The sequence below is a fragment of the Nonomuraea spiralis genome (genome assembly GCF_014648435.1).
GTDB classification, from domain to species: Bacteria; Actinomycetota; Actinomycetes; order Streptosporangiales; family Streptosporangiaceae; genus Nonomuraea; species Nonomuraea spiralis.
Map to the genome: position 1 here is coordinate 584,536 of NZ_BMRC01000004.1, position 12,717 is coordinate 597,252.

The 12,717-nt window shown below is 69.2% G+C and carries 10 protein-coding genes; 9 read left to right on the forward strand and 1 reads right to left on the reverse strand.

Annotated elements, in window-relative coordinates:
• Nucleotides 1-74 precede the first annotated feature (74 nt).
• The 9 genes from topA (at nucleotide 75) to IEZ27_RS13110 (ending at nucleotide 12,181) form a co-directional block, all read left to right on the forward strand.
• The gene (gene topA / locus IEZ27_RS13070; RefSeq protein WP_189647371.1) at nucleotides 75-2,759 is read left to right on the forward strand and encodes a type I DNA topoisomerase; all 2,685 of its coding nucleotides are present in this window, start codon (nucleotides 75-77) and stop codon (nucleotides 2,757-2,759) included.
• A 13-nt stretch (nucleotides 2,760-2,772) separates the two neighbouring features.
• Complete coding sequence (locus IEZ27_RS13075) at nucleotides 2,773-3,984, forward strand: metallophosphoesterase (RefSeq protein WP_189647372.1); 1,212 nt, start codon at nucleotides 2,773-2,775, stop codon at nucleotides 3,982-3,984.
• A gap of 72 nt (nucleotides 3,985-4,056) precedes the next feature.
• Nucleotides 4,057-4,632 carry a helix-turn-helix transcriptional regulator gene (locus tag IEZ27_RS13080; protein WP_189647373.1) on the forward strand — a complete coding sequence of 192 codons (576 nt, stop codon included), beginning with the start codon at nucleotides 4,057-4,059 and terminating at the stop codon, nucleotides 4,630-4,632.
• 139 nt (nucleotides 4,633-4,771) lie between these two features.
• Nucleotides 4,772-6,808: a dTMP kinase gene (gene tmk / locus IEZ27_RS13085; protein WP_189647374.1), complete on the forward strand. Its 2,037-nt coding sequence runs from the start codon at nucleotides 4,772-4,774 to the stop codon at nucleotides 6,806-6,808.
• Between the two features lie 9 nt (nucleotides 6,809-6,817).
• Nucleotides 6,818-7,996: a DNA polymerase III subunit delta' gene (locus tag IEZ27_RS13090; protein WP_189647375.1), complete on the forward strand. Its 1,179-nt coding sequence runs from the start codon at nucleotides 6,818-6,820 to the stop codon at nucleotides 7,994-7,996.
• 194 nt (nucleotides 7,997-8,190) lie between these two features.
• Complete coding sequence (locus IEZ27_RS13095) at nucleotides 8,191-8,718, forward strand: SigE family RNA polymerase sigma factor (protein ID WP_229823925.1); 528 nt, start codon at nucleotides 8,191-8,193, stop codon at nucleotides 8,716-8,718.
• Nucleotides 8,715-9,761 carry a permease-like cell division protein FtsX gene (locus IEZ27_RS13100; protein ID WP_189647376.1) on the forward strand — a complete coding sequence of 349 codons (1,047 nt, stop codon included), beginning with the start codon at nucleotides 8,715-8,717 and terminating at the stop codon, nucleotides 9,759-9,761. The genes IEZ27_RS13095 and IEZ27_RS13100 overlap by 4 nt, the downstream gene beginning before the upstream one ends.
• Before the next feature lie 118 nt (nucleotides 9,762-9,879).
• Nucleotides 9,880-10,740 carry a PSP1 domain-containing protein gene (locus IEZ27_RS13105; RefSeq protein WP_379478584.1) on the forward strand — a complete coding sequence of 287 codons (861 nt, stop codon included), beginning with the start codon at nucleotides 9,880-9,882 and terminating at the stop codon, nucleotides 10,738-10,740.
• Nucleotides 10,741-11,005: 265 nt separating this feature from the next.
• A complete protein-coding gene (locus IEZ27_RS13110) occupies nucleotides 11,006-12,181 on the forward strand; it encodes an AI-2E family transporter (protein WP_189647377.1) in 1,176 nt (391 codons plus the stop codon).
• Nucleotides 12,182-12,213: 32 nt separating this feature from the next.
• Here the strand turns inward: IEZ27_RS13110 and IEZ27_RS13115 are convergent, their stop codons facing one another.
• Nucleotides 12,214-12,573 carry a hypothetical protein gene (locus tag IEZ27_RS13115; protein WP_229823926.1) on the reverse strand — a complete coding sequence of 120 codons (360 nt, stop codon included), beginning with the start codon at nucleotides 12,571-12,573 and terminating at the stop codon, nucleotides 12,214-12,216.
• Between the last annotated feature and the right edge of the window lie 144 nt (nucleotides 12,574-12,717).

A 12,717-nucleotide genomic window follows, 5' to 3' on the forward strand; every position in this document is an offset into this window, starting at 1 on the left:
AGTCGGGTTACCTTTCAGATCTATGCCGACTCCCGGTAGGGGGATTGCAAGCGAACAGTGAGGTAGGAAGCAGCGTGCCAGCCAAGAACGGCAGCTCCGGCGGAACACGCCTGGTGATCGTCGAGTCGCCCGCCAAGGCGAAGACGATCGAGAAATACCTCGGCGCCGGCTACACGGTGGAGTCCAGCATCGGCCACATCCGTGACCTGCCGGAGCGGGCCGACGACATCCCCGAGGCGTTCAAGAAGGAGCCTTGGGCGCGCCTCGGCGTGAACGTCGAGCACGGGTTCGAGCCGCTGTACGTCGTCAACCCCGACAAGAAGGCGCAGGTCAGCAAGCTGCGTCAGCTGTTGAAGGGCGCCGACGAACTCTACCTGGCCACTGACGAGGACCGTGAGGGCGAGGCCATCGCCTGGCACCTGCGCGAGGTGCTCAAGCCGACCGTGCCCGTCCACCGCATGGTGTTCCACGAGATCACGCCGCAGGCGATCCGCGACGCCGTCGCGAACCCGCGCGACCTCAACCTCCGCCTGGTGGACGCCCAGGAGACCCGCCGCATCCTCGACCGCCTCTACGGCTACGAGGTCAGCCCCGTCCTGTGGAAGAAGGTCAAGCCGCGGCTGTCGGCCGGCCGGGTGCAGTCGGTGGCGACGCGGCTGGTGGTGGAGCGCGAGCGGGAGCGCATGGCGTTCACCTCGGCCCACTACTGGGACCTGCAGGCGCTGTTCGACTCGGGCAAGCCCGAGGAGCGGCCGCGTGACTTCACCGCGACGCTGAGCTCGGTCGACGGCAAGAGGGTGGCCCAGGGGCGCGACTTCGCCAGCACCGGGCAGCTCAAGACGGCCGGCGTGCTCCACCTGTCCGAGGCCGCCGCCGGTGAGCTGGCCGGCAGGCTCCAGGGCACGTCGTTCTCGGTCAAGTCCGTCGAGCGCAAGCCGTACACGCGTAAGCCGTACGCGCCGTTCCGGACGACCACGTTGCAGCAGGAGGCCAGCCGGAAGCTGGGCTTCTCCGCCAAGTACACGATGCAGGTCGCCCAGCGGCTGTACGAGGGCGGTTTCATCACCTACATGCGTACCGACAGCATCACGCTGTCGGAGACCGCCATCGCCGCCGCCCGCTCGCAGGCCATCAAGCTCTACGGCGCCGCGTACGTGCCCGACAAGCCGCGTGTCTACAGCAGCAAGGTCAAGAGCGCGCAGGAGGCCCACGAGGCGATCCGGCCCTCCGGCGAGGAGTTCCGCACGCCGGGCGAGACCGGGTTGCCCGGCGACATGTTCCGCCTCTACGAGCTGATCTGGCAGCGCACCGTCTCCTCGCAGATGAAGGACGCGGTCGGCGAGTCGATCAGCGTCAAGGTGATCGGCAGTTCGGCCACCGGCGAGAACGTCGAGTTCAGCGCCTCGGGCCGGACGATCACGTTCTACGGGTTCCTCAAGGCGTACGTGGAGGGGGCCGACGACCCCTCGACCGACCGCGACGACTCCGAGAAGCGGCTGCCCAACCTGGCCGAGGGCGACGCGCTGACCGTGTCGCGGCTCGACGTGGCCGCCCACTCGACCAAGCCGCCGGCCCGCTACACCGAGGCCTCGCTGGTCAAGGAGATGGAAGACCGCGAGATCGGGCGGCCCTCGACGTACGCGTCGATCATCGGCACGATCCTCGACCGCGGCTACGTGTTCAAGAAGGGCACGGCGCTGGTGCCGTCGTTCCTGGCGTTCGCCGTGGTCAACCTGCTTGAGCAGCATTTCGGCAACCTGGTCGACTACGACTTCACGGCCGAGATGGAGAAGGTCCTCGACGACATCGCCAACGACCGCGCCGAGCGGGTGCCCGAGCTGCAGCGCTTCTACTACGGCGCGGGCGACGGGGACGAGGGCCTGAAGGAGATGGTCACCGACCTCGGTGACATCGACGCCAAGGAGATCAGTTCGTTCCCGATCAAGGGCACGGACATCGTCCTGCGGGTCGGGCGTTACGGGCCCTACCTGGACAGGGACGGCGCGCGGGTCAACGTGCCCGAGGACACCACGCCCGACGAGCTGACGGCGGAGAAGGCCGAGGAGCTGTTCTCGCGGCCGACCGGTGACCGGGAGCTGGGACGCGACCCCGTGAGCGGGCACACGATCGTGGCCAAGGACGGTCGTTACGGGCCGTACGTGACGGAGATCCTGCCCGAGCCGGCCGAGGACGAGACGCCGAAGAAGCGTACGAAGAAGGCGGACGCCCCCAAGCCGCGCACCAGTTCCCTGTTCAAGTCGATGTCGCTGGACACGATCACTCTCGACGACGCGCTCAAGCTGCTGGCGATCCCGCGGGTGGTGGGCGAGCTCGACGGCGAGGAGGTCGTGGCGCACAACGGGAAGTTCGGGCCGTACATCAAGAAGGGGACCGACTCGCGGTCGCTCACCTCGGAAGAGGACCTGCTGACGGTCACGATCGAGCAGGCCAAGGAGCTGTTCGCGCAGCCCAAGCAGCGCGGGCGGCGGGCCGCGGCGGCGGCGCCGCTGCGGGAGCTGGGCGACGATCCCACGTCGAAGAAGCCGGTGGTGGTCAAGGAAGGGCGGTTCGGCCCGTACGTGACCGACGGCGAGACGAACGCCTCCCTGCGCAAGGGCGACACGGTCGAGGACATCACCATCGAGCGGGCCGCCGAGCTGCTGGCCGAGCGCCGCGAGCGGGCGCCCGCGCCGAAGAAGACCACGCGCAAGGCCCCGGCGAAAAAGACGACCGCGAAGAAGCCGGCGGCCAAATCGTAAGTAGCATCGACGTGTGATCGTGCTGGTCTTCGTCGCTCTGGTCCTGGCGGCGCACCTCTACCTGTGGCATCGGACGGTGCGCTCCACGACCCGCCCCGGGCGCGCCCGCAAGGCGCTGACCTGGGGCCTGGTGGGGTTGGTCCTGCTCGTGGTGGCCACCTTCGTGGGGACGCGCCTGGAGCTGGGCCGCTGGCTGGCCTGGCCGGGCTACCTGTGGGTGGCGTTGATGTTCTACCTCGTGGTCTTCCTGATCGTGCTGGAAGTGCCGCGGGTCGTGGCGTCGGTGCTCATCCGCGGGAGCGAGCGCAGGTCGGCGGCGGCGAAGGAGCCGGTTCCCGTCATGGCGGGCGCCTCCGCGCCGCCCGCGGCCGAGCCGGCCGCGGCGCCGCCCATGAGCAGGCGGCTGTTCCTTGGACGTACGACCGCGGCCGTGGCCGGGGTGAGCGCGCTGGGCACGGTCGGCTACGGCATGACCAGCGCCCTGGGCGATCCCGTGCTGACGCCGGTGCGGGTCAGGCTGCCGAAGCTCGACCCGAGGCTGAACGGCCTGCGGTTCGCCGTGGTGAGCGACATCCATCTGGGCCCGCTGACAGGCATCGGGCACACCGAGCGCATCGTCAGGATGATCAACGGACTGCGCGCCGACGTGGTGGCCATCGTCGGCGACCTGGTGGACGGGTCCGTCGCCGAGCTGGGCGCCCTGGCCAAACCCCTCAAGAGCCTTGAGTCCCGCTACGGGGCATATTTCGTGACCGGTAACCACGAGTACTACACGGCGAACGGCCCGCAGGAGTGGATCGAGGAGCTCGACCAGCTCGGCGTCCGCTCGCTGCGGAACGAGCGTGTGGAGATCACGCACCAGGGCGCCGTCCTCGACCTGGCCGGGGTGAACGACCTCAACGGCGAGGCCACGGGCGACGGCCCCGACTTCGGCAAGGCACTCGGCGGGCGGACGCCCGGCCGGTCCACGGTGTTGCTGGCGCACCAGCCCCTACAGGTGGAGCAGGCGGCCGGCTACGGCGTCGACCTCCAGCTCTCGGGGCACACGCACGGAGGCCAGATCGCGCCGTTCAACCTGGTGGTGGGCCTGCAGCAGCCCGTGGTGTCGGGGCTCGCGACGGTCGACGGCGTGCAGGTCTACGTCACCAGGGGCGCGGGATTCTGGGGGCCGCCCGTACGTGTCGGAGCACCGCCGGAGATCACTATGCTGGAGCTGCGCTCCTGACTTTGCGCTACGTGGTGGTCACATGAGGTCATCTTGGCGTAGTATCCAACCGGATACTCGCAGGAGGTGAGCATGGTTTCCTCTCCGGCCGAAGGGGCGGTTCGCCAGGCGGCCTCGCTCGTGCCCGACGTCGCCTTCTGGGCCAGGCGCGGTGGCTTGCTGTTCAAGCAGGCGCGTCACGCGGCGAGCCTCAACCAGAAGGCGCTGGCCAGCAGAAGCGGCACCTCGCGCACCACGTTGTCGGCCTACGAGCACGGCAGGAAGTCGCCCACGCTGGAGACGGCCGGGCGCATCCTCGACGCGGCCGGGTTCCGGCTGGCCCTGGAGCCCAAGGTCGAGTTCACCGTGGAGACGGCCGGCGGCCACAGGTTCCACGTGCCGAGCCGGCTGCGGCGCCTGCCGGTCGCCGCGGCCCTGGGCGTGCTGCGCTTCGGCGGCCGGGCCTACGACCTGGCCGACCGCGGTCAGCGCCGGGCGGCCTACTCGGCGCTGCTGTCCGAGGGCGGCCCAGCACACCTGCTCGATCACATCGACGGCGCGCTGCTCGTCGAGCTCTGGGACGAGCTGGCCCTGCCGGCCGCCGTCCGTGCCGCCTGGTCACCGCTGGTGGAGGAGATCAGGCAAGAGGCGGGAGTGATGCGCCAATGATGTTTTCGGTGAGCCGTTCCAGCGGTGTGGCCTGCGCGCCGCCCCGCGAACGTAATACCCTCAGCCACGGACAAGCGGGCGATTCCGGCTTGTCTTCTGGCTTTCCCATGTCCGGTCGACACCTGGATACGCTGAAATCATGACTGCCCCAAGGCGCGCTGCCAATGTGCTGGCCCATGCGCCGTTCCGCCGGCTCTGGACGGCCATGTCGGTGTGCAGTCTGGGCGACTGGCTCAACATCCTGGCCCTGACCGCCCTCGCCGGAAACCTCAACCAGGGCGACTACCGCATGCAGTCGCTGGCCGTGGGCGGTGTGTTCATCGCCAAGATGTTGCCCGCGGTGCTGCTCGGGCCGCTGGCGGGGGTGTTCGCCGACCGGTTCGACCGGCGGCTGACCATGTTCACGGCCGACCTGGCCAGGTTCGCCGTCGTGTTGTCGATCCCCCTCATCGGCACCTACCAGTGGGTGATCGTCGCGACCGTCCTGGTCGAGTGCGTCAACCTGTTCTGGGTCCCGGCCAAGGACGCCACGGTCCCCAACCTGGTGCCGAAGGACCAGCTCGAGTCCGCCAACCGGCTCAACCTGCTGGTCACGTACGGCAGCGCGCCGATCGCGGCCCTGCTGTTCGCCGCTCTGTCCCTGGTCGGCGACATGGGGCGGAGCGTCCTGCCGTTCCTGTCCGGGATGGACCCCACCGCGCCGGCGCTGTTCGTCAACTCCCTGGCCTACCTCGTGTCGGCCTTCCTGATCTTCACGTTGCGCGGCATCCCCAAGCGCGACGGCGCGATCTCGGCGCCTTCGGTGCTCAAGCAGGTCGTCGAGGGCTGGCGGTTCGTGGGCGGCAACCGCCTGGTGCGCGGCCTGATCATCGGCATGCTGGGCGCGTTCGCCGCGGGCGGTGCCGTGGTCGGCGTGGCCAAGATCTACGTGGTGGCCCTGGGCGGCGGCGACGCGGCGTACGGCGTCGTGTTCGGCGCGGTCTTCGTCGGCATGGCGCTGGGCATGTTCGTGGGCCTCAGGCTGCTCCAGGGATTGTCACGGCGGCGGTTGTTCGGGCTGGCCATCACGACGGCCGGGGTGGTGCTGGTCGCCATCGCGCTGATCCACAACCTGCCGATCGTGGTCATGCTGACCGTGCTGCTCGGGGCGTGCGCGGGCATCGCGTGGATCATCGGCTACACCCTGATCGGGCTGGAGGTCGAGGACACGCTGCGCGGGCGCACGTTCTCGTTCCTGCAGTCCACGGCCCGGGTGACCCTGCTGCTCGTGGTGGCGGTGGCCAACCCGCTGGCGGCGCTCTTCGGCGCCCACCAGTTCGGCCTGGGCACGCTCGCCTACCAGTTCGACGGCTCCAACCTGGTGCTGGTCATCGGCGGGGTGCTGGCCGTGGTCGTCGGGATCCTGGCGCTGCGCCACATGGACGACAGGAAGGGCGTCTCGCTCTCGGCCGATCTGATCGCGGCGGTGCGCGGCGAGCGTTACCCCGCCGAGGCGGCCGAGCACGTCCCAGGGCTGTTCGTGGCGTTCGAGGGCGGCGAGGGTTCGGGCAAGACGACCCAGTCGCGGCTGATCGCCATCTGGCTGCGTGACCAGGGTTACGACGTGGTCCAGACGCGGGAGCCCGGCTCGACCAAGATCGGCATGCGGCTGCGGGCCATCCTGCTCGACGCGGCCGAGCGCGGCCTGTCGGCCCGTTCGGAGGCCCTGCTCTACGCCGCCGACCGGGCCGAGCACGTCGAGAAGGTGATCCGTCCCGCGCTCTACCGGGGCTCGCTGGTGATCACCGACCGATACGTCGACTCGTCGCTGGCGTACCAGGGGGCCGGCCGGGCGCTCGACCCCGCGGACGTGTCCAGGATCAACGCCTGGGCGACGGGCGGGCTCGTGCCGCATCTGACCGTACTCATCGACACGCCACCCGAGGTGGGGCTGACCAGGCTGGGCGGGGCGGCCGACCGGATCGAGTCCGAGCCGCTGGAGTTCCATCAGCGGGTGCGCAAGGAGTTCCGCGCGCTGGCCGCCGCCCATCCCGACCGCTACCTCGTGGTCGACGGCACGATGGCGCCCGAGGTGCTGACCCGCCAGATCCAGGACCGCATCCGCGAGATCCTGCCCGATCCGGTGCCCCGGGAGTCCGAGGACATCACGGGCACGATGCCCGCCATCCGCGACTAGCCTTACCCCGTGACGGTTTTCGATGACCTCGTCGGGCAGGACCAGGCGATCTCCGTGTTGTCGCGGGCCGCTGCGGCGGCCGGCGAGGCCGTCAGGGGCGGTCGCGGCACGGGCATGACGCACGCCTGGCTGTTCACCGGCCCGCCGGGCTCGGGCCGGGAGGAGGCCGCGCGGGCGTTCGCCGCCGCGCTGCTGTGCTCCGACGGCGGCTGCGGCCACTGCGACCAGTGCCACCAGGTGCTGATCGGCTCCCATCCCGACCTGGAGTCCGTACGTCCGGAGGGCCTGTCCTACAGCGTCAAGCAGACGCGCGAGCTCATCCTGCGGGCCGCCGGAGCCCCCACCCAGGGCCGCTGGCGGGTCATCCTGTTCGAGGACGCCGACCGCGCCACGGAGTCCGCGGCCAACGCCCTGCTCAAGGCCATCGAGGAGCCGCCGCCGCGTACGGTCTGGCTGCTGTGCGCGCCGGCTCCCGACGACCTCATGATCACCATCAGGTCGCGCTGCCGCCAGGTCACGCTGACCACGCCGTCCACCGAGGCCGTGGCGCACGTACTGGCCACACGTGACAGCGTGCCGTGGGAGACCGCCACGTTCGCCGCGCGGGCCGCGCAGGGACACATCAGCAGGGCGCGGTCGCTGGCCCTCGACGAGGGCACCCGGCACCGGCGGGAGGCCGTGCTGGGCATCCCGCGCTCGCTGACCGGGGTGGGCGAGTGCGTGTCGGCCGCCGAACGCCTGGTCAAGACGGCCGAGGAAGAGGCCGCGGCGGCGACGGCGGCGCTCAACGAGAACGAGACGACCGAGCTGCGCAGGATCTACGGCGAGGGGTCCACGGGCAAGGGGCTCAACCGGGGGCTGGTGCGCGGCGGGGCCGGGGCCCTGAAGGAGCTGGAGGACCGGCAGAAGTCGCGCGCCACCCGCATCAAGCGCGACTCGCTCGACGCGGCGCTGCTGGAGCTGGTGTCGTTCTACCGGGACGTGCTGGCCATGCAGTTCGGGGCGGGGGTGGAGCTGGCCAACGACGACATCCGGTTCGACCTCGACCAGCTCGCCAGGTCGTCCACGCCGGAGGAGACACTGCGGCGGATAGACGCGATCATGCGGTGCCGGGAACGGCTGGGGGCCAACGTCAACCCGCAGATGGCGGTGGAGGCGATGATGTTGTCGCTGCGCGGGGCGGCCTGAGCCGATCGCGGTCGCCGTCGTCGGGCGGCGGAATGAGCTGATCACGGGCGTTGCGGTCGGGCGGGGGCTTGAGCTGATCGCGGTCGTTGCCGTGGGGTGGGGCTTGCGCTGATCGCGGTCGCTGACGGGTGGGGTGGCTGGAAGATATCCGGGTGACCAGAGCAGCAGGTGAGCCTGCGAAGCGTCTCTGTAGCGTGGAAGTCGAACTGCTCTCCCAACAACAGGCCCTGGCGCGGCAACGGGTCGACATCGCGTCGATCTTCGCCGAGCATCACGTGGGCCTCGTGCGGCTCGCCCTGATCATGGTCGGTGATCAGGCCACCGCCGAAGACGTCGTACAGGAGGCGTTCGCGCGTACGCACGCGGGTTGGTCCCGGCTGCGTGACGCGGACAAGGCGCTGGCCTATGTGCGGTCCGCCGTGCTCAACGGGTGCCGGTCCGTGCTGCGCCGACGGGCGACGGTGTTCCGGCGGCCTGTGCCCTACGAGCCGCCGGTCTGGTCGGCCGAGAGCGCCGCGCTGCTGGGCGAGGAGCGGCGCGAGGTCCTGCTCGCCCTGCGTGAGCTGCCGCGCAGGCAACGTGAGGCGCTGACGCTGCGCTACTACTTCGACCTGTCCGACCACGAGATCGCCGAGACGATGGGCGTCAACGCGAGTACGGCCAGGTCCACGATCGCGCGGGGGCTCGCCGCCCTCGGCAGGGCGCTTGGGGAGGAATCATGAACAGCCCGATGGAAGACCGACTCCGCGACGCCCTCACCGAGGCGGGCGCGGCCGTCAACACCGCCACGTTGAAGCCGCTGCGGGCGCCTGAGCGGCGCCGGAGCTGGGTGGACCTCCGGCTGGTGAGCGCGGCCGTGGCGGTGGTGCTCGCGGGGGCCACGACCGCCGTATGGCTGGGCCTGCGAGGCGACGAGCACGTGGCGACGCTCGCCGGCCCCACCGGCGGTCAGTCCGACGCACTGGAGCTGTCGATCTTTCTCTGTTCGAGGTCGGCCACTGGGAAGGCGCGGTCCTGTCAGGAGCAGGGCGTCACGCCTGAGCAGGTGAAGTCGATCGAAAAGGCGGCGAAGGAGGTGCCCGGCGCCACCTCGCTCACGTATGTGGACCAAGCCGAAGCCTTCGAGAGCTTCCGGCGCGATTTCGCGCACAACCAGCCGTTGCTCGACGCGGTGACGGTCTACGACCTGCGTGCCTCGTTCAGGCTGCGGCTTGAGCCCGGCACAGATCCGGTGCGGGTGAAGCAGACACTCGTCCTGCTCCCGGGGGTCGAGGACATCGACCTGGTGCCCTCCGCCGCTTCCCTTCCGTCATCCGACGATCAGGTCACCGTCTTCCTCTGCGGCGACGGTACGGAGCTGCCCACCTGCGGTGCCGAACGCGCACTGGACAGCGAGAAGGTCACGAAGGAGGGCAAGGGAGCCACGACCAGACAGAAGAACGAGATCGTCGCACTCCTGCGCGCGTCCAGGCAGGTCAAGTCCATTTTCTTCGATGACCGGTCGACGGCGTACGAGAACTTCAAGCGCAGCAACAAGGACAACAAGACACTGCTCGCCGCCACCAGGGTCGAGGAGATGCCGGAGTCGTACCGGTTGGAGATGAGGACGGAGCGCGGTGACTGGAGCGCGCTGCTCAAGGCCCTGAGAAAGCAGCGGGGTGTCGCATCCGTCGTCGACCGCCGTTGTGTGGTCGACGCGGCTATGGCCATGGCCCGCTACCGGGTCTCGCTGCCGAAGGGCCAGGACTGCCGGACCGGCGGCTGATTCAAGATCAGGCTCAGTGCCCCTCACGTTCAGCGGGTGGACACACGTAGTGTGGCAACGAAGGCCGTAACAACCCCGAGGCCGTCAGGGAGGCGAGCTCTAGCCCATGGGAATGATCATGGCCGTGAGCTTCACGCGCTACGGGAGGCTCTACTACCTCGATCCGGGCGGGCACACCCCCAAGGTCGGCGACAAGGTGCTGGTGCCGACCGATTCGGGCCCCGAGGTGGCGGAGTGTGTGTGGGCGCCGCAGTACACGAGTGAGGACATCGACGGGCTGCCGGTGTGCGAAGGCTTGGCGGGCGAGGAGCACCTCTCGCGCGACGAGTCCAACAAACGCCGCAGGGCCGAGGCCCGCAGCGTCTCCAAGAAGCTGATCAAACGGCACACGCTGCCGATGAAGGTCGTCGGCATCGACTATCTCGACGCCGACAACGTCTACACCGTCTACTTCTCGGCCCCTCACCGGGTCGACTTCCGGGCCCTGGTCCGCGACCTGGCCCGTAATCTGCGGGCCAGGGTCGAGTTGCGGCAGATCGGCCCCAGGGACGAGGCGCGGCTCCAGGGCGGCATCGGTCCCTGCGGCCGTGACCTGTGCTGCGCCACGTTCCTGAAGGACTTCGAGCCGGTGTCCGTGCGCATGGCCAAGGACCAGGACCTTCCGGTCAACCCGTTGCGCATCGCGGGGGCGTGCGGGCGGCTCATGTGCTGCCTGAAGTACGAGCACCCGTTGTACGTCGAGAGCCGGTACAGAATGCCTCGCACGGGAAGCCGGGTGAGCACGCCCCAGGGCGACGGGACCGTGACGGGGCACAACGTGCCCGCGGACACGGTGACGGTGCGCCTGGACGACGGTGGGAGGCGCTGTGCGTGCCCTTCCGCGTCGGTGTGCTCGCCTCGCATCCAGCACGACACGATGTACGGCGGCGACCGGCGGGAGTCGACCGGCCAGGAGCCTTCCGACGAGGAGAAGATCTAGTAACTCATCGCCGGCCGGTGGAGAGCTGATTACGCGTGGGCGCCCGCGCGGTTCCGGCGGACAAGCCGATCAGCAGGTAGATCCCCGGCTGGAGCGGCCGGGCGTCGTACGTTGGGTGCGTCACTTCCGCGTACGACGCGGCCCGGGCCACAGGCTCGACGCCGGACGCGCGGAAGGCCGATGTGCGCATGCCCGGACCCGCGGCCCGTACGGACTCGTCGCCCCGAGCGGCCACAGGGGGTGAGACCTAGATCCCTGGAGAGCCATGAAGAAGCCGGTGGAGCCGAGCGACGGCGTGCCCGCAGTACGGGTGCTGCTCTCACCTGCCAACGTCTGGCGTGCCGGGATCGCCATCGCGGCCGTCGTCGCCGTGGTGTTCTTCGTCCGATTCGTGCTCATCGACGGCGGGTCGCTGATCGCCATGCTGGTGATGGCGTGGTTCCTCTCGCTGGCCATGGAACCCGCCGTGCGCCGCCTGTCGCGGCACATGCCCCGAGGCAGGGCCACACTGCTGGTGATGACGCTGTCCATCCTGGGCTTCGTCATCTTCCTCGGGCTGTTCGGCAGCCTGTTCGTGCAGCAGGTCGCGGTGTTGCTGAAGGCGCTGCCCGAAATCGTCGCCGGCGTCGTCGACTGGGTCAACGCCCGTCTCGGCACCCGCTATCAGATCTCCGACATCCTCAAATCGATCAACCTGACCCCGCAGCAGGCGGCCGACTACGCGCAGGGCGCGCTCGGCGGGATACTGGGCCTGCTGGGGACGGTGACCGGAACGGTGTTCAACCTGTTCACCCTGGGGTTGTTGTCGTTCTACTTCTCGGCCGACGGGCCGAGGTTGCGCCGGTGGATCGCGCAGTTGCTGCCCGGCCGGTTCCAGCAGGTCTTCATCAGCGTCTGGGACGTGTCCACGATCAAGACCGGTGGCTACGTCTCCTCCCGGCTCATCCTGGCCGCCATCAGCGGCACCGCCTCGGCCCTGGTGTTCCTGGTGCTGGACATGCCCTCCTGGCTCGCGCTCGGAGCGTGGACGGGGCTGGTCGCCCAGCTCGTGCCCACCATCGGCACCTACATCTCCATCGCCCTGCCGGTGGTGGTGGGACTGGTCTCGTCACGTCCCTGGATCGGCCTGGTCGCGCTGGCCTGGGGTGTTCTGTACCAGCAGGTGGAGAACCTGACGCTGGAGCCGAAGATCAGCTCGCGGGCGGTGGACATCCATCCCGGGGTGTCCTTCGCCGCCGTGATCCTGGGGGCGTCACTGTTCGGTGCGATGGGCGCGCTGCTGGCTGTCCCTGTGGTGGCCATGTTGCTTTCGCTGGTCGACACGTTCGCGACACGTCAGGAGTTGCAGGAGGCCGCGGCCGCCGCCGAATCGGCGCCGCCGAAGGGCAAACCAGGGGTAGCGCCTCCGAAGGGCGGGGATGAGCCGCCGCCGTCCAAATGACGTGAACCCTGGCGTGGCGAGAATCGGCGCGGTCAGGCTCGGGGATAGCCGGGGATCTGGCGACGCTGGGTCGCGGTTCCGACCCAGTGGAAAATGTCCAGCAGGACCGCCAGGCCGATCCAGAACCAGTCCCCTCCTCTCAGCCCGACGCCGGGTACGTAGAGGATCACGTACATCAGGGTGGTGAACGGCAGGAAGATCAGGCCGAGCAGGGGCCAGATCCAGGTCTCGAAAGCCGCGCTGACCAGAGCCGGGCGGGCCACCCAGATAATGAAGACGGCGAGTCTCGGAAAAAGTCCGGCAAAAATAGCGAACAAACATGGCATGGCTTTTCGCATCTCCCCATCGCGTCTCGCCGGAAAATGGGCGATGTGGATGATCCCCGCGGTCATGGTTGCTCACCCTTAATAATTGGCATGGAAAACCCCTCAATGAAGTGATCTCAGCGAATTTCTGGTAGCCAGTTGTGCTCGAAATGGGTGAGGACAAGGGCGGCGCGGGCGATGTCGCCGATCGCGCTGGGACTGGCAGTGATG

Bases quoted from the DNA above. Each gene is read 5' to 3' on its own strand.
- IEZ27_RS13080 (WP_189647373.1), top strand. From the start codon at position 4,057: ATGGTTTCCTCTCCGGCCGAAGGGGCGGTTCGCCAGGCGGCCTCGCTC.
- tmk (WP_189647374.1), top strand. From the start codon at position 4,772: ATGACTGCCCCAAGGCGCGCTGCCAATGTGCTGGCCCATGCGCCGTTC.
- IEZ27_RS13100 (WP_189647376.1), top strand. From the start codon at position 8,715: ATGAACAGCCCGATGGAAGACCGACTCCGCGACGCCCTCACCGAGGCG.
- IEZ27_RS13105 (WP_379478584.1), top strand. From the start codon at position 9,880: ATGGCCGTGAGCTTCACGCGCTACGGGAGGCTCTACTACCTCGATCCG.
- IEZ27_RS13110 (WP_189647377.1), top strand. From the start codon at position 11,006: ATGAAGAAGCCGGTGGAGCCGAGCGACGGCGTGCCCGCAGTACGGGTG.
- IEZ27_RS13115 (WP_229823926.1), bottom strand. From the start codon at position 12,573: ATGACCGCGGGGATCATCCACATCGCCCATTTTCCGGCGAGACGCGAT.